Source organism: Acidobacteriota bacterium (genome assembly GCA_020349885.1).
Classification (GTDB): domain Bacteria; phylum Acidobacteriota.
Genome location: CP070701.1, coordinates 2,109,674 through 2,130,004 on the forward strand (window position 1 = coordinate 2,109,674; position 20,331 = coordinate 2,130,004).

The following is a 20,331-nucleotide window of genomic DNA, read 5'->3' on the forward strand; positions in this document are numbered from 1 at the left end:
CAACTTAGGCCGCGGTCGAGTCTGACCCCTTATCTGGGTTTGTAAACGGCGGCGACGAGCAGGCCCAAGATGAGCATCTTGAAAAACCCGGTCACGATCCACCAGACCGCGACCCAGCCCACCGGCTGGACGGCGTACCACATGAACGTCACGGTGACGGTCGCCAAAAGCCACATGTAGAAGCCGTAGCGCAGCCCTTCGAGCTTGCGTCCCTCGTAGCCGAAGTGGAAAATCCACGTGAAGGACAGCGCGAACACGACCGCGCTCGCGACGAGCGAAGCGTATTGCCTGAAAATCCATGTGTCGCAGGGGCGCCAGAGCGGGTTGCGGTAGAAGTCATGAAGGAGCCACCCGTGGATGAGCCCCTCGAGAACAAACACCGCCACACAAACGACAAGGCTCGCCAACAGGAAACGGCTGACGTTGAGTTTCTTCATCGGAAACCTCCTTTCCTCATGGGATAAAAAGTTTAAATCTCATCGAACAAGCGTGGAAAAAGGCGCTGTATTCGCTTGGGCATGGTCATGCTCCTGGCGTGAACTATGATATCGCAGGGCATCCGGCTTGTCAAAAGCCTCCACGTGTGCTATCCTTCGGCGTGGTCCGCTTTTCGCCCGGAACGCCAATTCGATGCGGGTGGAAAAAGAGGCCTAAAAAAACAAGCGGAATACTCCTTGTTCCCCCGACTAAAGTCGGGGAAACTCCAAACGTCCCCCGACTAAAGTCGGGGGAAAGGAACCGAAAGGATGCGAACATACGAACTAATGCTTCTGCTTTCTCCCTCGGCGGAGGAGGCGCAGGTCGACGAGAAGCTCTCGCTCTGCGAGTCTCTCGTCAAAGAGGCCGGAGGAGAGTTCAAGGATGTCACCCGTTGGGGGCGGCGCCCGCTCGCCTATCCCATCCGTCACGAGAATGAGGCGTATTACGCGATTGTCCGCTTCAAGTCGTCGGGCTCCACGAACACCGAGCTGAAGCGGCGCCTGCGCCTGGATCCGGACGTTTCCCGCTTCCTACTCATCCGTCTTGACCAAGAGATGCGCTATGCCGAAAAGCATGCGGACATGCGCGAGGCGAGCCGTCCCGACGGAGCGGAAACGGCCGCCGGAGCGGAGCCTGCCGCCGGAACGGAGCCTGCCGCCGGAACGGAAGCAACCGCCGGAGCCCCGGAGAATTCGACGACGGAATCCCAGGAACAGGAAAAGGAAACTTCGTAATGGTCGAGCGTTTCTTGCGACGAAAAACGTGCTGGTTCTGCAGCCAGGGCCGGAACTACATTGACTACAAGGACGTGGAGCTTCTGCAGCGCTACGTTCCCCTGCGCGGCAAGATCACCCCGAGCCGCATCACGGGCACCTGCGCCCGGCACCAGCGCCGCCTGAACGCCGCCATCAAGCGCGCCCGCATGGTGGCGCTCCTTCCTTTCGTGACGGACTAAGGAGATTTTTTCATGAAGCTCATTCTGCGCGATCACGTGGAGGGACTCGGAGGCCGCGGGACGGTCGTGGAGGTCAAGGAGGGCTACGCCCGCAACTATTTGCTTCCCAAGGGGCTCGCGCTTCCGGCGAGCGAGGCCAGCATGCGTCGCATCGAGGCTGAACGCAAGCGCATCGTCGTGGCGGAAGCGAGCGCGCATGAGGAAGCCGCGCAGCTCGCCGAGCGCATGCGCGACGTCTCGCTGACGCTCGCCAAAAAGGTGGGCGAAAACCAGGAGCTGTTCGGTTCCGTCACCGTCGCCGAGATTGCGGAAAAACTGAGCGAGGCGGGCTTTGAAATCGACCGAAAGCTCATTCGCCTGAACGAGCCCATCCGAAAGCTGGGCATCTACGACGTGACTCTCGAGCTGCACCACGAGGTGCAGCCCGTCGTCAAGGTCTGGGTCGTCAAGGAAGAATGAGCGAGGAGAGGCCGGACGGTTTCGTGCCGCTTGCGGAAGCGATGGAGCCCATCTCGGAAACGGCGCAGCATACGGAAGAAAAGCCCGCCGCCATGGAGGCGCCCTACACCGCGCTCACGCGCACTATCGCGCCCCTTCTGGCGTGGCTGTTTCCCGGCGCGGGCCACCTGTTCCTGGGACGCTGGGGCAAGGCGCTCGTCTTTTTCCTTCTGATCGCGTGCGCCCTCGGCGTGGGATTCGCCCTCGACGGGAAACTCTACACGCCGCAGCAGGGCGATCTCTTTGCGCTCTTCGGCTCTTACGCCTGCCTCGGCGTCGGGCCTTCGTATTTTCTCCTGCGCGCCTTTCCGTTTTCCCACGGCGACCCCTACTCCCCCTGGGCCGAGTACGGCAACCGCTTCATCCTGACGGCGGGCGTGATGAATCTCCTGCTCATGCTCGATGCGTTCGACATCGCCGTGGGCCGAAAAAGCAAATCGCTATGAGTCACGTAGGCCTCATGGTGCTCTACATGGGCATGATCTCGCTTTTCTTCGGCACGCTCCTGCGGAACGACCGCCGCGCCATCGCCGTCTTCGCCGTGAAAATGTTTCTCATTCTGCTGGTCGCGTCACTCGCGGTCGCGTGGATCCTGGCTCCGTTTCCGCGATGAGCGCACGGCGGTGGATTCTCCTCTGGTCGCCGGTCGGAATTTACGTCGCTTGCATCTTCTATCTTTCCTCGCTCCCGAATCCGTTTGAAATCACGGGCGTCCCGCCCGCGCCCGCCTGGGCCCTTCACATCGTGGAATACGCCGGCCTGTCTTTTCTCTGGATCCGCGCCGTAACGAGCGGCCTCGCGCGGCCTCCGCGCTTCGTCGAGGCGGCCATCGTTGTGGCGGCCGCCGGGGCCATAGGCGCGGCCGACGAGGTGTGGCAGTCGTTCCACCCGGGACGCTGGGCCACGGCGTGGGATGCGCTCGCCGACACGGTCGGCGCCTTCGTGGGCGTGGCGGCGTTCGCAGGGCTCGTCCGGGCGCTGCGGGGACGGCGGGCCGCGCATTCGCCTATCCGTTCTTAGCGTCAGATGGCGAGCCCGCCGAAGCGGACAAGCTGGAAACCCGTATGGCACAGCGCTGTCCCTGCGGCATGGGCGCTGTGCCTGGCCGGCGCGTGTTCCCTTTTCCCCCCATTGGCGCCGTTCCGCATTCCCCTCTACGTGCTCCTGATCGTGGCTGCTGCAACTGTGGTCAACCGGCGGAGCACCGGCCCGCCCCGGCGTGGAAGCGCAGGCCGCAGAGCCGCGCCGTGGACTGCCGCGCTCACGCTGCTCGTGTTCGAGGGCGCGCGCGCTTTCGCCCGCACGCCGGCATGGGCGGACTCCGCCGCCGCCGGAGCGGGAATCGCCGCGGGAGCGCTTGCCGCCTGGAGCATGGGCCGCCTTCGCCGCTCCCACATGGAGCAGGCGCTCGACCTGCGCACGCTGCGGCACCGCCTGAGCGACCTTTCGCGCAAGGAGGGACCGCCCTCCGCGGCGCGCGCCGACGTGCTCGACGGCGCCGACCGCTACTTCGACAGCACCATGGCGCTCCTGCAGCATGCGATGGGAGCGCGCACGGCGGCCTTCTTCCAGTGGAGCGCCGCGGAGGAGCATTTCCTTCTGCGCGCGCACGCAAGCGACAGCATGCACATGAAGCCGCATGCCGTGCTTTCGAAGGACGTTTTTCCCTTCGCCCAGCTCATGCGCTCGCGCGAGCCGCTCGTCACGGCGCCCTCGCGCGAGGCGCCGGTCTCGCTTCCCTATTACGAAAAAGGCGAAGCGGTGCGCTCGCTCGCGGCGGCGCCCGTCGAGGGCGCGGGCGGATCCCGCCGGCCGGGGTTCGAGGGCGTGCTAATCGTCGACCATCCCGACGTCGGAGCGTTCGTGGCGGGCGACCGGGCGCGCCTCCGCGAGTGGGCCGGGCACCTGCAGGAAACCCTCGCGCTCTGGCGCCAGGTGGCGCACGCGGAAGAAAGCGCCCGCGAGCTCAAGGTGCTGTTCGAGGGCGCGCAACGCTTCTCGGCCCTTCTTGACGGCCAGGGCATCGCGAAGGAGCTCCTGTCGCTCGCGCACGACGCCGCGCCCTACGACGCGGCGGCGGTGTGCTCGTTCGAGTCCGGCGAGGGGCCTTATCATGTCGCCGCCTTCGAGGACGGCGCCTTCAAGGAGTGGCGGGAAACGAAAACCGGGGCCTCCTGGGCGCGCTGGATTTTCGAACACGCCGAGGAGGCCGTCTCGTTCGGCGACCTTCAGTCCCAGGACTCGACCCGCGAGCGAACGGCCATGCCCCTGTTCTCGCTCCGGGAGCCGACGCGGGGATTCGCGTCGTTTGCGGGCCTGCCGCTCTGCTCCGCTAAACGCCGCTTCGGCGCGTTCGTGGCGGGAAGTTTTTCCGAGAATTCTTTCGATGCGCGCTCCCTGCGGACGCTCACCGTCCTGGCTTCCCACGCCGCGCTCTCCATGGAAGCCGCCGCCATGTACCGGCGCATGGAGGAACTCGCGGTGACCGACGGCCTCACGGGTCTCTACAACCACCGCCGTTTCCGCGCGGCGCTCTCCGACGAGGTGCGGCGCGCCGAGCGCACCGGCGCCGCACTCTCGCTCCTCATGCTCGACCTCGACCACTTCAAGCGCCTCAACGACACCTACGGCCACCCCGCGGGCGACTCGGTGCTGCGGCAGACGGCCGCCCTGCTGCGGCGCACGGTGCGCGACATCGACGTCGCCGCGCGCTACGGCGGCGAAGAGTTCGCCGTGCTCCTGATCGACACCGACGCCGCCGACGCCCTCCGCACCGCCGAGCGCGTCCGCGCAGCCGTCGAGGCCGAAACGTTTTCCCACGAGCGCACGCAGCTCGACGTCACCGTGAGCGTCGGCGCCGCGACCCACCTTGCCGGCTCAAGCGGGCCCGACGCGGCCCTCTCCGCCGACGCGCTCCTGCGCTCCGCCGACCGCGCCCTCTACGCGGCGAAAGAGGCGGGGCGAAACTGCACCCGCCACGCCGACGCGCTCGCCGCGGAGGCGCGGAGTGTTCAGCCATGAAAAAACCCCTCGATTCGAACTCGCTTGCACGAGCAATAAGCCCTGAGGAAAAGACGCCGTGCCGTATCCGCTAACCCCCCTGGCCGCGGTGCGAAGGCGAACGCCGCGATGGATAAAGAAAGTCCTGAAGCCCTTTTATTCTCTCGCGCTGGACGTCCTCGACCTCGTGTCCGGCCACGGCCGCCGGGGGCTGCCCCCATCGAAAATCATGCTCCACCAATACGGGGGCCGAAGCGAGAAAACGTACAAGGACGTGGCCGTGTACTTCGTCCGGAGCCTGGTCGACCTCTGCGGACTCGAGCCGGAGGAGCGGGTGCTCGACGCCGGGTGCGGCGCGGGGCGCCTGGCGTTCGGCCTGACCGGCTACCTCGGCCCGAAGGGACGCTACGACGGGTTCGACGTGGACGCAAAAAGCATCCACTGGGCACAAAGGAACATCTCGAATAAATTCCCCAATTTCCACTTCCAGGTGGCGGACGTGCAAAACCGGTCCTACAACCCCCGCGGCGGGATTCCCGCCGCCGCCTTCACGTTCCCCTACGAGAACGAGACGTTCGACCTGGTGTTCCTCTTCTCCGTGTTCACCCACATGCTCCCCGCAGACATGGAGCGCTACATGGCGGAAATCTCGCGCGTCCTGAAAAAAGGGAAACGGGCCTACCTCACTTACTACCTCCTCAACCAAGAGTCGCTGCGGGCCATCCGGGAAAAGACGCTCGCCCTGAATTTCGAGTACGCCTTCGGCTCCTACCGCACCATAAACAAGGACGTGCACGAACACTCCATCGCCCACGATGAATCCCTCGTCCGGGACCTACACCGGAAGTACGAGCTTACAATCAGCGAGCCCGTCCGCCGCGGCTCGTGGTTCGGGAAAATTGATTCTTCCGACTACCAGGACGTCGTCATCGCCCGGAAGAAATAATTCTCCTAAAAACCTCTCCCCGTCCCCGCGCCGCGGTTTTTCATTTTCCGATTATCAGGGTGAGGAGACCCGGAGCACGATTTTTCCGAAAATCTCGCGGCTCTCAAGAAGCTCGTGCGCCCGGCGCACCTCCTCAAGCGCGAGGACGCGGCCCACGACCGGCTCCAGGCGGCCGGCCTCGACGTGCTCGAGGATGTCGAAGTAGTGCGCGCGCCGGCCCATCGTCGAGCCGAGCACGGAGACGCACTTGTAGAAGACGAGCGCGGCGTTGAAGGAGATGTCGTAGCCCGAGGTGGCGCCGCACGTGACGATGCGGCCCCCTTTCACCAGGCAGGCGAGGCTTTTTGAGAAAACCTCCCCGCCGACGTGGTCCACGACCACGTCCACGCCGCGCTTGTCGGTGAGGCGCATGATCTCCTCCGTGAAATCGTGCGTCCTGTAGTTGACGCCCTCGTCGGCGCCGAGCTCTTTCGCCTTCTGAATCTTTTCCTTGCTTCCCGCGGTCACGAACACGCGCGCGCCGTGGAGCTTCGCTATCTGGACGGCAGCCGAGGAGACGCCGCTTCCCGCGGCATGGACGAGGACGTCTTCATCCGGGCGCACACGCGCGCGCGTGACGAGCATCTGCCACGCCGTGAGGAACACGAGCGGCACGGCGGCCGCCTCCTCGAACGAGAGCCTTCCCGGTTTGAGAAAGAGGTTCGCGGCGGGCACGGAGACGTATTCGGCGCAGCCGCCGTTCGCCCACGCGCCTAGGATGGCGTAGGAGGGGCAGAGGTTGTCGTCGCCGGCCTTGCAGTGCGCGCAGGAGCCGCACGAGAGGCCCGGCGCTATCACCACCTCCGCGCCCGGCTTCCATGCATCCACGCCCGCGCCCACCTCCTCCACGACGCCCGCCACGTCGCACCCGGGGATCAGGGGAAAGGGGAACGCGCGCTTCGTGAGGCCGTTTCGGACCCAGAGGTCGAGATGGTTCAGCGCGCAGGCCTTTACCCTGACCACGGCGCCCCCCGGCTCGCACTCGGGCCTGGGCGCGTCCTCAAAGAGAAGTTTTTCCACGCCCCCGTGCTCCCGGATGACGACCGCCTTCATCTCTTGTCCTTGGCCTTCGGCTTTTTTCCGCCTGAGGAAGTTTCCGCTTTCTTCTTTTCCTCCTTCTTCTCCTTCTTGCCCTTGGCGTCACCGGCGCCTTCCTCGGGACTCGCTTCCGAGGGACGGGCGGATTTCCGGGCGTAGTCCGTCACGTACCAGCCCGTGCCCTCGAACTTGATGGCCGAGCGCGAGATGAGTTTCTCCACCTTGCCCTTGCCGCACTTCGGGCACTTCCGCACGGGCGGGTCAGAGAATTTCTGCATCCGCTCGAACGTGCAGTCGCATGCGCGGCACCGGTATTCGTAGATGGGCATGGTTTTCTCTTCTCTTCTTCCGCTACGCGAAAAAAAACAGCCTATTCTACCATATGTCGACTGGGAGGGGGCTGGGGCCGCGCCCTGCCTCAATCCTGAAACGCGCGCGCCCAGCTCAGCACGGAAAGTTGCGCTGGCGGCCCCCGTGCGTCTATAATATCAAGTTAAAGCAAGGAGGGTAAACGAGAACCCTAAAACGATGGAAGAGAATACGCAACCTTCTGTCCGCATACATCAAGTTGATGCTTGTGCATAAGCCTGGAAAGCCAGCGGAAGAATGGGAGAGCGCGCTCTCGGTCTTTCCTCCTACATGAGAACGGGGCGAGTGTGAACATGGGGGCTCGTTACGTCGTGGCGCTCGATGGGCCGGCCGGGGTCGGAAAAAGCACGGTGGCGCGGACGCTGGCGCAGCGGCTGGGCGCCGTATACGTCTCAAGCGGCCTGGTCTATCGCGCCGCGGCTTGGGGAACCCTGCACGACGGCGTTTCGGCGGACGACGCCGAGGCCGTGTGGGCGTGGCTCAACAAGCGGCGCATCGAGCTGCGGGCCATAGGGAACGAGGCGCATGTGTTCCTGGACGGGGAAAACCTGACGGAGCGGCTGCATACGCTGGAGGTGAGCGAGCGCGCCTCGCGCCTTGCGGCGCTGCCGGAAGTGCGGCAGGCGCTCATTGAGCGCCAGCGCGAGATGGCCGAGCGGCACCCGGCCGTCGTCATGGAAGGGCGCGACATCGGCTCGGCCATCTTCCCCGACACGCCGTACAAGTTCTATCTCGAGGCCGACGAAGCCGAGCGCGCCCGAAGGCGCCTCGAGGAGTTGCGCGCGCAGGGCGCCGCCCTCGACCACCCCAAGGTGCAGGAAGCGATCCGCTCACGCGACGCGCTCGACAGCAGCCGCTCGACGGCGCCGCTGCGCGTTCCCGAAGGAGCGCATACCGTTGACACGACGGACCTCGGCGTCCCGAAAGTGGTGGAAAAAATTTTGAAGCATATGGAATCGATGTCTTTTCAAGCGGCCCAGTCGTCGGAGCGGCCCGGATGAGCGCTTCAGGAATCGGCCGCCGCAAAAGGCGGGGGCTCGCCTGCGCCCCCGACGAGTTCCGACAAGTCGAGCATCCTCGCTCTGCGGGACTTGCCGGTGCATGGAGTAAGATGCAACCCACTGTCCTACAGGACAAACCGCGTGAACGACTTCAACAACCCAACAAAGGAGACGTCAAAAGATGAAAAAAATTAACTATTCTCTCAAGGCCGGTTCGCTCTTGCTTCCGCTGCTCTTCGGGTATGCGGCACATGGATCAGACCTTATCGGCGCGGCGAAGGCCGGAGACACCGCCGGCGTGAAGCAATTGCTTGAACAAGGCGCCGACGCTAACGCGAAGGACGAACACGGCGGGACCGCCCTGATGACGGCGGCGTTCGGGGGCCGCACCGAGACGGCGGAGGCCCTGGTGCGCGCGGGCGCGGACGTGAACGCGAAGGACGCACACGGCTACACCGCCCTGGTGGAGGCGGCGGCGGGGGGCCACGCGGAGACGGTGGACGTCCTGCTCGAGGCGGGGGCGGACGCGAGCGCGAAAGTCGAGAACGGCATGACGGCCCGGGATGCCGCGGAACGTTCGGGCCACACGGAGATTGTGGAAATTTTCAAACAGGCCGAAATCAATTCGAGCTTGCTGCGCGCGGCGAAGACCGGCAAAACCGACGCCCTGGGACAACTGCTTGAACAAGGCGCGGACGCGAACGCGAGAGATTTTATCGGCCAGACCGCCCTGATGTGGGCGGCGGACAGGGGCCATGCGGAGGCGGCAAAAACCCTGATGGGGGCGGGCGCGGACGTGAACGCGAAGAGCAATTACGGCGGCCTGACCGCCTTGGTGATTGCGGCGGACAGGGGCCACGCGGAGACGGTCAAAACCCTGATTGAGGCGGGTGCAGACCTGAGCGCAAAGCAACGAAACGGTTGGACCGTTCTGATGCTTGCGGCGCACAAAGGCCACGCGGAGGTGGCAAAAACCCTGATTGAGGCGGGGGCGGACGTGAACGCGAAGACCGAAGACAACCGGACCGTCCTGACCGAAGCGGTTGGAAGCGGCCACACGGAAACGGTAATAACCCTGCTTGAGGCGGGCGCGGACCTGGGCGCAAGGCAAGAAGACGGCGGGACCGTCCTGATGCTTGCGGCGCACAAGGGCCACACCGAGACGGCGAAGGTCCTGGTCGAGGTTGGCGCGGACGTGAGCGCGCAGGACAACAACGGCTTTACCGCCTTGATGAAGGCGGTAAAAGGCGGCCACGTCGAAATCGTGCGGCTTTTGATTGACGCGGGCACGGACGTGAACATGAAGAATCAGTACGGCGCGACCGCCTTGATGGAAGCGGCCTGGGACGGCGATGCCGATATCGCAAACGCCCTGATTGAGGCGGGGACGGACGTGAACGCGATGCAAAGCGACGGCTGGACCGCCCTGATTATCGCGGCGTTTTCGGGCCACACCGAAACCGTGAAAGCTTTGCTCGACCAGAGCACGGACATAAACGCCAAGGACAAGGCAGACGGCAAGACCGCCCTGAGGTGGGCGGAGGACAAGGGCCACACGGAGATTGCGGAACTTCTCAAAGAGGCCGGGGCGGAATGACGAAAAATTTTCGATTCCTGACCACGTCGAGACAATGGCCGATGCTCGCCCCGCCCGGGGAAGGGGGTGGGAGGAGGAGCGAGATACGCCGTAAGGAGTAATCCCGATGGACATTGCGCTGAAGTGGGGGCTGATTTTTGGGATCGCGGGATTCCTGCTGGCCGGTTTCTTCGGCACTTTCCTGGGCTGCTGCAATTTCGTCGTCGTCCTCGGACTGGGCGCCCTGTGCGGGGGCGTGACGGCCTCCCAGATCGTGCACGCGTTCAGTGCGACGCCACGCAGCTCCATTAAAGAAGGGGCCAAGGCTGCGGCGCTTGCGAGCGCCTTCATGGTGGTGGGCGACGTCATCGGGCGCATGATCGGCGCAGTGCTTTCGAAAGAATCGATGAAGTACATTGAAGAGATGCTGGTCGAATGGGGATGGGTTTCTCCGGGAGATCTCATGGAGCCGGGGGCCCAGGCGGGCTATTGGATCGGAAGCGTCGTCAGCGCGGGCTGTTGCAGCATTGTGGACGTCATCTTCATGGTCGCGGGCGGGGCCTTGGGCGCGTGGTTCTATGAAAAGGTGTGGAAATGAGCTCTGGCCGGCGCCGGGCGAGCCTTGGGGCGTGGCTTCGCATCGGCGTGGCCGCCGCCTCGCTTGGGGTGTTCACGGCGGGCGCCGCCGCACCGCTTCTCGAGTCGGCGGGACGCGCCGGCACCGCATCCCTCTGCCGCAGGGCGTTGAGCGGCGCGTGCCATCAAAAGCCCGAGCGCGCGTTTACCATCGCGGGCGCGCCGATGGCGCTCTGCACCCGCTGCACGGCCATATACGCGGCCATTCCCCCGGCCCTGCTCGCGCTGGCCGCCGCGTGGAGGCGCCCCTCGACGCGTCGCGGCATGCTCGCCGCCGCCGCGGCGCTTGCGCCGATGGCCGTGGACGGTTTTTTCCAAACACTTGATATCTACGACGCCCCGGCGCTTCGGGCCGTGACCGGCGCCCTCGGCGGCGCCGCCATCGCACTCGTCTGGCACGTGCTTTTCACGAAGCCGCCCGGGAAGGACGCCGTGCGGGAGCTCTCTTATGCGTGAAAAAAGCGAGGCGCTGCGCATCAACGAGATCCAGCTCCTTCTCGCCATGAAGCGCACCTCGCTAGCGACGCTCCGCACGGGCATCCTCATCGCCGCGCTGCCCCTTACGATCGCGTCCTTCCTGGTGGCTACCTCGCGCTATTACGACACGGGAGAGATGAAGATGGCGCTCTGGACATTGGGAATTTTGTGCTTCTCGTTTTTCCTTCTGGGCGTTTACCTGATTGTGAGGTCGCTTACGAAGATTCGCATCTTCGACGCCCAGGTGGATAAAATCGCCTCCCGCGACCGCGACATTCGGCATCTCGTGGACACGTGGAAGGAGGTGAGAAGATTTCGCCGCGCCCGCCCGAGGTTCAAATGGTTTTAGCCAAACCCTCGAGCGGGCTTGCCAGCCTCAAACCACTGCGCAAAAGATTGCCCGGCCCCTGACGGCTGGCCTCTGGCGGCCAGCCCCCTCCCGCCTTGCAGCGCGGCGGCTCCGCGAAGTCTGCAATTGACAACCGACTCACCGCTCCCTGCAATGAATCGTTTAATATTCCAGCGGCACCATTACGCCTCTGTTGAGATCGGCGCTGCCCGCTTGCTTCTTTATTTTCTGAACGTCGAACAACGCTTTTTCCCCGTACACGGACTGCATTAAGGGGATTTCGCGTCCTTGTACCAGAGCGGTTTTGGCGCCCAGACCGTGTTCTCCGCTCGGCACGCCGCCGCTGCAGACGGCGAAACGAATCGCGTCCCCTTGAAGTATCCTTGCCTCGGCGTAATCCGACTCGTCGGCGGTCAGGGCGTTGTAATGCATGTGCCCATTGAAGGGATGGCCGATTTCGACGACGTGCGGGCCGGGAATGCCCCTGTTCTCGCGATACCTGGCGTACCTCGCGGATTCGCGCTCCCAGTAGCGATGCATCTCGAATAATTTGTCGAGAGGCACGGCGCAGTCCGTCCCGACCTTCCTGCAGGACCTTTCATTTATCTGAACCGGAACGGAATGCCGCAGAGCCCTCACGGTATCCACCGCATCGGGATCAAACCAATTGTCCTCTAAAACATCGTACTTGCTCATGAGCCCCATGACGTTCTCCGCGGTTTTTTCGTCATGCATCAACAGGCCCACCTCGAGAGCGACTTTGGCCGCAGAGGGGATCTTCCTTTTGACTTCCTGTTTGTCCAGGAAGCGTTGAGCCAGCTCCAGGCCCCCCCCTCCTATCCAGTCAATCCCGACAATCCCGAGGCCGTCGCCGTCGAGGCTTACGAGCTCGGCTCCGTTCCGCAACCCGTAGTCCGAAGCGGCCTCTACGACGAAGTCCAGCGCCTTGTAAGGGTCGTCGAAGAATATCACGCCCGTCCAAACGTCTTCTCCCGCCCCGGTCCTTTTCGGCAAGGTTCTTATCCCGGCGTAGGCGCAAATGGACAGCGCCCCTTCGTCGCCGACAAACAAATCGAACGGATACGAGCCGGGGCCCGTGAAGATGCCGGACGAGTTCTTCAGGTTTTCTCGCCAGCGATACGTTGGAACGTCGAGGTGCAGCGTTTCTCCCGCGCCGGTTGCCAAAGCCACGGAGTCGGGCTTTTCGGTTCTCGCTCCGCGCGCCAGATCCATCCTGGCCCCGGACGCCAGAACCTGGCCGAGCCTCGTCACCCAGTCGCGCGTTGAGCCGAACGCGGCTTCGAGACCGCTTGCGTTCGTCTTGACGTTCCCGCCGAATGACGCGCCCTGGTCTGTCGGCTGGACGGGAAACATCCTGCCCGCGCGTGCCAATATTTCCTTTCGCTCCTTAAGGGTCACCCCCGCCGGCAGCAGCACTTCGCTTCCGTCGTCGTTCACGGCGTAGGTGATTTGACGGGTTCCCAGGGTGTCCGTTTCGATCGGCTTTGTGACTTTTTCAAACCCGCTGACGTCCGGCACCGTCAGAAACTCCTCCATTGATATGACGACCTCCGGTCTCTTATCCCGGCCCATACGCGGAACGCATCCGCCCGCCAACCCGGATCTCCAACCCTGGACTCTTACGGGAATACCGGTCTCGAACGCTTTCGCAGTAATTTCCTCCAACTCCTCGGTCGTCCCGGGAAACACGATCTTTAAAGCCGCCTGGGGCTCCGCGATTATGATCTTTGACTCATCCCGCAAGTATGCAGCGCCCGCCAGTGCGACGCGTTCGCGCTCAATCACTCTGTAGCCGGTGTCCATAATCTGATATTACGCGGATTCGCTTCGTTCCTGCATTTTGAAGATATCACGCCCGGATTGTATGCCGCGGCCTGCTCCCTGAAAGTGGTTCAATGAACGGGCGGCGGAGCGCCGCGCCGACGTCGGCGCGCTATTCTTTCTTCTCTTTCTCCTCCTCCACCACCTCCTCCTCCACGGAGCACTCGAGCACCGCCTCGCCTTTTTTCCAGCTGGCTTGCATATGAATGGCGCGCTCGACGTCCGGAGAGAACGCGTGGCGAAGGTCGCAGCGGGCAAGGAAACGCTTCTCGCCCTCCTGACCGCCGAGCGTTATCGCCAGCGTTCGGGTTCCCTCGTAGACCGTCAGGACGTTTTCCCAGTCGAAGCCTTTTTTGAAGAAGCGGGTGAACCGTTTCTTGACCCCCTTCTTTTCCTTCTCGAACGCGTCCCTCAGGAGCGTTCGCCCCTTTTCGTTCTTGACGGTGACGGTTCCGCTGTCGAGCTTGTGCTTGAGGCCGAGCGCCACCTCGACTTTCCGCGCTTTGGGCGGCGCCTTTTGCCTGGGCGCGGGCGGAGGCTTTTCAGCGGGCGGGGTGCGCACGGGCCTGGGCGCGGGTTCGGGTTTTGGAGGAGGAAGCGGCGGAGGCTGTTCCTTTGCCTCTTGCTTCGGAGGCTCCTCGGCCGGGGCGGGCGGGGAAATTGCTTCTTCTTGAGTCGACGGAGCCTGCTCCGTGGGGGGCATGCCGCCTTCCGGGACGGGCAGCTCTTCAAGCGCCGCCTCGGCCACGAACGGTGGCGGAAGCTCTACGATCTCGCCCGCCGAATTGTGCGAAGAGTTTTTCGAGCGCGACCAAAAGCCCACGCCCAGCACAAGGACGAAGCCGAGAAGGGGGATGCCGATCAGGGCAGCCAGCATGGCCGGACTTCGGCGCAACTCGCCCTCCAGGCGCGCCCACCAGGGCTGCGCGGTCGCCTGCTTCGCCCGCTCTTCCGCCTCGAAGTCCTCGATGGCCTGGATGATGTCCAGCGCCCGGGCGTAGCGGTTTTGCGCCTTTTTTGCGAGCATCTTCGCCAGGATGTCCTCGATGCCTTCGGGCAGGTCGGTGCGGTGCTTCGAGGGCGACGGGGCGTCGGTGTTGACGATCTGGTAGGCCACGGCGGCCATCGAGGAGCCCGAGAATGGCAGGCGGCCCGTGAGGAGCTGGTAGAAGATGATGCCGGCCGAGAAGATGTCGGCGCGGTGGTCGAGGTCGGTGCCCAGGATTTGCTCGGGCGCCATGTAGTAGGGCGTCCCCAGGAGCTTTCCCGTCTGCGTGAGCGAGGACTGGGGGATTTTGGCGATGCCGAAATCGGTGATCTTGAGCTCGCCGGCCGTGGTGAGGATGAGGTTCGCCGGCTTGATGTCGCGGTGAATGACGTTGCGCTGGTGCGCGTAGTCGAGGGCGCGCGCGAGCTGCTTCATGATGTCGAGAATTTTCGGGATGGGAAGAAGCTGGTCGCTGACCATAAAGTCGCGCAGGTTGGCCCCGGGGGCGAATTCCATGGCGATGAAGGCCGTATGCGTCTCCGCCTCCTCGCCCACGTCGTAGATTTGGATGATGTTGGGATGGACCAGGTTGCCCGCGGCCTGGGCCTCACGGAAAAAACGCGCGCGGAACTCCGTTTCCTCCTTCTCCGAGAGCGGGAGCGCGAAGTTGAGCGTCTTGAGCGCGACGTGGCGGCCGATGGTCGGGTCCTTGGCCTTGTAGACGACGCCCATCGAGCCCTTGCCCACCTCGGACACGATTTTGTAGCGTCCGAGCTTTTTCGGAAGCGGTTTAGTCGAGTAAGTCGGCGCTTCGGTCATGGCTCGAGCGGGAGGTTTTCCTCTTCCACAATCTCCGACGCCGAGACGAGCCGCACGCCCCGCGCCTCGAGGCGCGGCAGGGTTTTTTCCAGGACCTCGAGCGTTGTCGGATAAAGATGGCCGATGCCCACGGCGGTGCCCTGCTCGCGCGCGAGGGTTTCTAGGCGCTCAAGCATCTGCCTCGTGTACGCCGATGCCGGCTCCGTATCGAGGAAAACGTCGCGGATGGAGCAGGGGATGCCGAGGCGTTTGGCCGTCTCGAACGCGACGGTATCGGGGGTCGTCTTGCTGTCAATGAAGAAAAGGCCCCAGTCGCGGACGGGGGCGAGCGCCCACTCCATCACGTCGCGGCGCGTAGTGGCGCGCGAGCCCATGTGCGTATTGACGCCCTGGAGGTAGGGCACGGCCTTGAGGGCGTCGAGCACGGAGCCCGTGATTTGCTCGCGCGTCATGGAGGTCAGGACGGCGCCCTGGCCCGGATTGGCGCCCTCGCCTTCGGGCTCCATCGGAAGGTGAAGCCACACCTCGAAGCCTTCGCTGTGAAGCCGGCGGGCGAGGGCATCGCCGCGCGGCGCGTTGGGAAGCACGGCAAACGTGAGCGGCGCACCGACGGCCATGGCGCGCTCGACGGCCGCCTCGTCGTAGCCCACGTCGTCGAGGACAATGGCGATTTTTGCCGGCTCGCCGGGCGCCCGCACGGGATGCGAGCGCGGAAAAGAGGGCTCCGGCCGGGGCGGGGCACCTTCGGCCCCTTGCTGGACGCTGGGATCGGGAATATATTTGGGCGCTGGCGGCGGGGGTGCGGTCTCATCCACCGGAGCCACGTCGGGCGCGGGCAGCCCCGTGTCCTCCAGGTAGAGGAGCACGGCGTAGGCGGCGGCGCAGAGCACGCCGAGCGCCAAAATAGCCCATTTCAAGGACGGGGCCTTGCTGCGCCGGCGGCTCACGACGTGGCGTTCTCCTTCAGGGCGCTGAGCGCGGCGTCGAGCACTTCGTCTTCGGGAGTCTCCGGATCGTCGGCCTGCGGCCGGTCGGGCATCAGTCCCTGGCCTTCGAGCGGCTCCCCCCCGGCAAGGAAATACTCCCTGGTCGAGATCCAAAGGGCGGCACCCGAGGACAGCTCCACGAGCTCCTGCGCGCGTCCCCATCCGAACGTCCGGTCACCGACGAGCGTGGCGCCTGCGTACTCGTGAAGCACGGCGGCCAGAAGCTCGGGTGCCCCGGCCGTCGAGCCGTCCACCAGGAACACGAGGCGCTCCGGCGCGTCGATTCGCTCCGGCTCGGCGAAGCGCACCGACTCCTCCGACACCGTTTTGATACGCGCTGTCTCCCCTTCCTCGAGCAGGAAGTCGGCGATTTCAAGCGCGGCCTCGAAGTCCTGCGAGACGAAGCGTCTGAGGTCAAGGACGAGGGGCAGGTCGGGCGCGGTTTTCTGAAGGAGCGCTTTCCAGGCGGCGAGCGTGCTCTGCGCCATCGGCGGCGGCACGATGTAACGGGCTTCGGGCCGTTTTTGAATCACGGGTTCTTCGCTCAGCGCGCGGCGCTTGAGAGTAATTTTTTCTTCCCCGCCTTCCCCCGAGTCCACGAGCGAAAGCGTCACCTCCGTATCCGGCTTCCCCCGAAGGACGCTTCGCACCTGATGGAGTGTCATGGCGCGCGTGCTGCCACCGCCCACGGAGTGAACATACTGCCCCGGCTTGATGCCGGCCTCCTCGGCGGGGCTTCCGCGGCGAACGCTTACTATGTAGGCATAGCCGTGCTGCTTGACGAGATCGAGCCCCACGTCCGCGTCCGGGCTCCGGCGCTTGCTGAGCTCTCGAACCTCTTTCGCGGAAAGATAGCTGCTGTAGGCATCGCAGCTCTCGGCGAGGGCGCGGTAGGAGCTTCCGCCCAGCCGCGCATCGTCCACCGGTTCGACGAAGCGCGTCGTAACGAGGCTGTAGGCCTGCGCAAGCACCTCGAGCCCCTCATAGGTGCCGGGCCGCGCGCCCTGGGAAGAGAGGAAATATCCCCCTCCCACGAAAAGCCCCACGGCGGCCGACAGCGCCAGCACCGAGAGGCGCGCCCAGCGTTCGCTTCGAGTATGCGTCATGCTCATAATTCGTATAACGTGTCTCGTATAGCGTATCGCGTATAAAGGGAAATCGCTAAAGACCTCCTCTATGTCGTGAGCTTTTTCAGAGGCTTCGGAGCATTTGTTTTCATACGATATACTCCATACGCCATACGAAATACGATTCTCTTTCCATTATGCCATAGCTTGAGGGACAATTCACGGCGCAGCGAAGAACCGGGGCTCGATTCGTTGACCCTTCCCACCGCTCGTGCCATAATCCTCGGAATATGCGCGCATCGCTCACGAGCAGGGATCGCATCGCCGACGCGGGCGGCGGTATGGGGCATGAGATTCGGAAAATGTTCGCCCGCGTGGCAGGACGATACGACTGCCTGAACCACCTTCTGAGTTTGGGCCGGGACCGCGCATGGCGGAGGCGCGCCGTCGGAGCGCTCGCGCCGCTTCCCCCCCGGGCGCGCGTGCTCGACGTGTGCGCTGGCACGCTCGACTTCGCGCTCACCGCCCGCAAGGCGCAGCCCGACGTCCGCCTCGTCGGGGCCGATTTTTGCCTTCCCATGCTCGCGCAGGGAAGGAAGAAGCGCGGCGCACAGGCGATTCGCACGGCGTGCGCGGACGCGCTGAGGCTGCCGTTTCGAAAGGATTCGTTTGAGGCGGCCGTCTGCGGCTTCGGCATTCGCAACCTCGACGCGCTCCAACGGGGCGTCGAAGAGATCTTCCGCGTGCTGCGGCCGGGCGGCAAGGCGGCCGTCTTGGAGTTTTTCAGGCCCGAGCGCGGGGCGACGAAGGCGTTTCACCGGACCTACGGGCGTACGGTCATCCCCCTCGTCGGAGGGCTCGTCTCCGGCGACTGGAGGGCTTACAGATACCTTCCGTCCTCGGCGAACGGGTTTTGCACCGTGGCGGCCTTTGAGCAAACCATGCGCGAGGCGGGTTTTCAAAATGTCTGGAGCGAGCCGCAGACGCTCGGCGTCGCGACGCTCGTGGTCGGAGAAAAGCCGTGAAGTGGGTCATTGGAGTTTCGGGGGCCTCGGGCGCGGCGTATGCGAAGCGCCTCCTTGCCTTTCTTGCCGAGCGCGCCGAGGAAGACCGCACCCTTCGGGTCGAGATGGTGGCGAGCACGAACGGCAGGGCCATCTACCGCGACGAGACCGGCGCGCCGCTTGAGGACTGGCCGTTTCGCCTTTACAGCAAAGATGACTTCCGCGCGCCCTTCGCCTCGGGCTCGGCGCCCTACGACGGCATGGCCGTCGTTCCCTGCAGCGGCGGAACGCTCGGGCGCATCGCGTCGGGCGCCTCGGAGGACTTGATTACCCGCGCGGCGGAGGTGATGCTCAAGGAGCGGCGGAAGCTGCTGCTCGTGTTCCGCGAGTCGCCACTCTCCCTCGTGCACATCGAGAACATGGCCTCGGTGACGCGCGCCGGCGGAACGGTGCTCCTCGGCGCCCCCGTTTTCTACAGCGGAGCGAAGACGAAGGAGGACCTGGTGGATACCGTCGTCGCCCGCGTCCTCGACCACATGGGAATTCCGCACACGCTCATGCCTCCCTGGGGCGGCGGGGAATGAGTTTTTTTTGGAAAAAAGTTGAGGTTTGAGGCGTTTTAATCTAATATGGCTGTCTTAATACGCCTCCTGCCGGTGCAGGGGCAAGCGATGGAACGGATAAACGCTTGGGCGCGGAGGCGCGTAACGTTAGTATGAGACGAAGCGACTCGCGGCTTAACACAAGGGAAGACAAACTATGCTGAGAGTTAAATGTTTTATTGCGGTACTGGGCGCGGCCCTTCTTCTTGCGGCGGCGCTTTGGGCGCAGGAGTGCAAGGAAGACTACGGGGCGACGCAAATGAATTACGCCGCCGCCGTCCGGCTCATGAGCGCCGGCAAGTTCAAGGAGGCCATCCCGCACTGGAAGTGCTGCTTGGATTACAACCAGCGGTGGGGCGAGGGCTGGAGCGCGCTGGGAGACTGCTACCTGAAGCTTAAGAGTCCCGAAAACGCCCTGAAGTGCTACTCCAACGCCCGCAAAAGCGGCCACGAGTCGCTTTCCATGCTCACGAACCTCATCGGCATCTATCACCAGAAGGGCGAGGGCGCAAAGGCAAAGGAGCTTCTTGAAAAGGTGGATCCGGCGAATTTTCCGGTGGAGGAGCGCGTCGGATTTTACGCGTTGCGCGGCAAGCTCCATTTCGACAACAAGCGCTACGGCGCCGCGGCCGAAAGCTACAAGCAGGCCTGCAGGCTCGAAAAGACCGCCAAGAACTCCTACATGGCAGGCCTTTCTCTTTCGCTGGACAATGATCCCGACGCCGCGTTTCCCTTTTTGAAAGACGCCGTCTCGCTCGATTCAAAGAACCATGACGCCAAGTACCGCCTGGCCGATATCTACGTCGACAAGGCCCGCCGCGAGAAAAACTCCTCGCACTACGCCGAGGCCGCCAAGCTCGCCTCCACGCTCACGAAGATAAAACCCGACGAGGCCAAGTATTTCCGCCTCCTGGGAGAAGCGCAGATTGGCTCGAAACAGTTCGACTCGGCCATTGCCTCGCTCAAGAAGGCCGCCTCCCTCGACCCGGATCACTGCCTTGCGAAGCACAACCTCGGACGCGCCTACAACTTCAAAAAGGATTGGAACAGCGCCGTCAGGACGCTTACGAGCGCCTCGAAATGCGATCCCAACGACCACCGCATCCTTCGCGACCTGGGCTGGGCGTACGAGAACAAGTTCAAGAAGGAGGAGGATGCCGACGCTCTGGCCCAGGCAACCATCGCCTACAAGCGGGTCAACCAGATTCGGCCCGGTGTCGCCGCCGCGGACATGGCGCGCGTGGAAGCATTGGGAGTTAACCTCGAGGCGGACCTCGCCGACCAGGCGGCTGCCGATCGCGAGAGGCGCTACGAGGCCGAGCGCAAGCGCCTCCTGAAGCTCATCAAGGTCACCGAGCCCCGCCGCACGACTTCCAAGGTGGGCGGTGCGACCCTTACCTACATATTCGCTACGGTGAACAACGAAAGCGACACCCTCCTCAACGCCTTCATAGATGTGCGCTTCCTCAACGCTTCGGGTGCCGAGATGCAGAGGGTGCGCAAAGAGATCAAGGGCCTTCAACCCAAAAGCAGCCGGCCTCTCAACGTGGAAGTCGACGGCGTCGAAGACGCGGCCGATTACCAGGTCATCGTAGCGAACGTCCAGTTCGAGTTTTCGGGATAATAAAAGCGTCACCCGCTCCGACCGTCGGGGGCCGG

23 protein-coding genes are annotated in these 20,331 nt (G+C 64.0%); 16 read left to right on the forward strand and 7 right to left on the reverse strand.

The genetic code is table 11. The features are described from left to right. Positions 1-29 precede the first annotated feature (29 nt). On the reverse strand, positions 30-437 hold the full coding sequence (locus JSV08_08935) for a hypothetical protein (GenBank protein UCF80615.1): 408 nt from the start codon (positions 435-437) through the stop codon (positions 30-32). Between the two features lie 309 nt (positions 438-746). Here JSV08_08935 and rpsF point away from each other — a divergent pair, with 309 nt between their 5' ends. The 8 genes from rpsF (at position 747) to JSV08_08975 (ending at position 5,879) form a co-directional block, all read left to right on the forward strand. Next, complete coding sequence (rpsF, locus tag JSV08_08940) at positions 747-1,214, forward strand: 30S ribosomal protein S6 (protein ID UCF80616.1); 468 nt, start codon at positions 747-749, stop codon at positions 1,212-1,214. Next, positions 1,214-1,435, forward strand: a complete 222-nt coding sequence (locus JSV08_08945) for a 30S ribosomal protein S18 (protein ID UCF80617.1) — start codon at positions 1,214-1,216, stop codon at positions 1,433-1,435. The genes rpsF and JSV08_08945 overlap by 1 nt, the downstream gene beginning before the upstream one ends. 12 nt (positions 1,436-1,447) lie before the next feature. Next, entirely contained in the window at positions 1,448-1,894 is a 447-nt protein-coding gene (locus tag JSV08_08950) for a 50S ribosomal protein L9 (GenBank protein UCF80618.1), read from the forward strand. Next, positions 1,891-2,379, forward strand: a complete 489-nt coding sequence (locus JSV08_08955) for a hypothetical protein (GenBank protein UCF80619.1) — start codon at positions 1,891-1,893, stop codon at positions 2,377-2,379. The genes JSV08_08950 and JSV08_08955 overlap by 4 nt, the downstream gene beginning before the upstream one ends. Then, positions 2,376-2,546 carry a hypothetical protein gene (locus tag JSV08_08960; protein UCF80620.1) on the forward strand — a complete coding sequence of 57 codons (171 nt, stop codon included), beginning with the start codon at positions 2,376-2,378 and terminating at the stop codon, positions 2,544-2,546. The genes JSV08_08955 and JSV08_08960 overlap by 4 nt, the downstream gene beginning before the upstream one ends. Next, complete coding sequence (locus JSV08_08965) at positions 2,543-2,953, forward strand: VanZ family protein (protein UCF80621.1); 411 nt, start codon at positions 2,543-2,545, stop codon at positions 2,951-2,953. Before JSV08_08960 ends, JSV08_08965 begins: the two co-directional genes overlap by 4 nt. Positions 2,954-3,064: 111 nt before the next feature. Beyond that, positions 3,065-4,954, forward strand: coding sequence for a GGDEF domain-containing protein (locus JSV08_08970; GenBank protein ID UCF80622.1), 1,890 nt, complete (start codon positions 3,065-3,067; stop codon positions 4,952-4,954). Positions 4,955-5,162: 208 nt separating this feature from the next. Further along, positions 5,163-5,879, forward strand: coding sequence for a class I SAM-dependent methyltransferase (locus JSV08_08975; protein UCF81875.1), 717 nt, complete (start codon positions 5,163-5,165; stop codon positions 5,877-5,879). A gap of 54 nt (positions 5,880-5,933) precedes the next feature. Here the strand turns inward: JSV08_08975 and JSV08_08980 are convergent, their stop codons facing one another. Both JSV08_08980 and JSV08_08985 read right to left on the reverse strand, forming a co-directional pair. Further along, positions 5,934-6,971, reverse strand: a complete 1,038-nt coding sequence (locus JSV08_08980; GenBank protein ID UCF80623.1) for a zinc-binding dehydrogenase — start codon at positions 6,969-6,971, stop codon at positions 5,934-5,936. Continuing rightward, positions 6,968-7,285, reverse strand: a complete 318-nt coding sequence (locus JSV08_08985; GenBank protein ID UCF80624.1) for a zinc ribbon domain-containing protein — start codon at positions 7,283-7,285, stop codon at positions 6,968-6,970. Before JSV08_08985 ends, JSV08_08980 begins: the two co-directional genes overlap by 4 nt. A gap of 333 nt (positions 7,286-7,618) precedes the next feature. On the opposite strand from JSV08_08985, the gene JSV08_08990 reads away from it, so the two are divergent. The 5 genes from JSV08_08990 (at position 7,619) to JSV08_09010 (ending at position 11,364) form a co-directional block, all read left to right on the forward strand. Beyond that, positions 7,619-8,326: a (d)CMP kinase gene (locus tag JSV08_08990; GenBank protein ID UCF80625.1), complete on the forward strand. Its 708-nt coding sequence runs from the start codon at positions 7,619-7,621 to the stop codon at positions 8,324-8,326. 181 nt (positions 8,327-8,507) lie between these two features. Then, positions 8,508-9,923 carry an ankyrin repeat domain-containing protein gene (locus JSV08_08995; GenBank protein UCF80626.1) on the forward strand — a complete coding sequence of 472 codons (1,416 nt, stop codon included), beginning with the start codon at positions 8,508-8,510 and terminating at the stop codon, positions 9,921-9,923. Between the two features lie 106 nt (positions 9,924-10,029). Further along, complete coding sequence (locus tag JSV08_09000; GenBank protein UCF80627.1) at positions 10,030-10,500, forward strand: hypothetical protein; 471 nt, start codon at positions 10,030-10,032, stop codon at positions 10,498-10,500. Continuing rightward, positions 10,497-10,994 (forward strand): DUF2085 domain-containing protein, encoded by a 498-nt coding sequence (locus tag JSV08_09005; GenBank protein UCF80628.1) that lies wholly within the window; start codon positions 10,497-10,499, stop codon positions 10,992-10,994. Before JSV08_09000 ends, JSV08_09005 begins: the two co-directional genes overlap by 4 nt. Beyond that, entirely contained in the window at positions 10,987-11,364 is a 378-nt protein-coding gene (locus JSV08_09010; GenBank protein ID UCF80629.1) for a hypothetical protein, read from the forward strand. Before JSV08_09005 ends, JSV08_09010 begins: the two co-directional genes overlap by 8 nt. A 162-nt stretch (positions 11,365-11,526) precedes the next feature. Here the strand turns inward: JSV08_09010 and JSV08_09015 are convergent, their stop codons facing one another. From JSV08_09015 to JSV08_09030, 4 genes are all read right to left on the reverse strand, one after another. Then, positions 11,527-13,188 carry an FAD-binding oxidoreductase gene (locus JSV08_09015; protein UCF80630.1) on the reverse strand — a complete coding sequence of 554 codons (1,662 nt, stop codon included), beginning with the start codon at positions 13,186-13,188 and terminating at the stop codon, positions 11,527-11,529. A gap of 130 nt (positions 13,189-13,318) precedes the next feature. Continuing rightward, positions 13,319-15,013 (reverse strand): serine/threonine protein kinase, encoded by a 1,695-nt coding sequence (locus JSV08_09020; GenBank protein UCF80631.1) that lies wholly within the window; start codon positions 15,011-15,013, stop codon positions 13,319-13,321. Beyond that, positions 15,010-15,960 (reverse strand): divergent polysaccharide deacetylase family protein, encoded by a 951-nt coding sequence (locus JSV08_09025; protein ID UCF80632.1) that lies wholly within the window; start codon positions 15,958-15,960, stop codon positions 15,010-15,012. Before JSV08_09025 ends, JSV08_09020 begins: the two co-directional genes overlap by 4 nt. After that, a complete protein-coding gene (locus tag JSV08_09030) occupies positions 15,957-17,105 on the reverse strand; it encodes a PDZ domain-containing protein (GenBank protein UCF80633.1) in 1,149 nt (382 codons plus the stop codon). The genes JSV08_09025 and JSV08_09030 overlap by 4 nt, the downstream gene beginning before the upstream one ends. A gap of 251 nt (positions 17,106-17,356) precedes the next feature. Between JSV08_09030 and JSV08_09035 the strand changes: the two genes are divergently transcribed. From JSV08_09035 to JSV08_09045, 3 genes are all read left to right on the forward strand, one after another. Then, positions 17,357-18,091: a ubiquinone/menaquinone biosynthesis methyltransferase gene (locus JSV08_09035; GenBank protein UCF80634.1), complete on the forward strand. Its 735-nt coding sequence runs from the start codon at positions 17,357-17,359 to the stop codon at positions 18,089-18,091. Further along, positions 18,088-18,654 carry a UbiX family flavin prenyltransferase gene (locus JSV08_09040; GenBank protein ID UCF80635.1) on the forward strand — a complete coding sequence of 189 codons (567 nt, stop codon included), beginning with the start codon at positions 18,088-18,090 and terminating at the stop codon, positions 18,652-18,654. The genes JSV08_09035 and JSV08_09040 overlap by 4 nt, the downstream gene beginning before the upstream one ends. Before the next feature lie 175 nt (positions 18,655-18,829). Then, a complete protein-coding gene (locus JSV08_09045; protein ID UCF80636.1) occupies positions 18,830-20,296 on the forward strand; it encodes a tetratricopeptide repeat protein in 1,467 nt (488 codons plus the stop codon). The last annotated feature ends 35 nt before the right edge of the window (positions 20,297-20,331 follow it).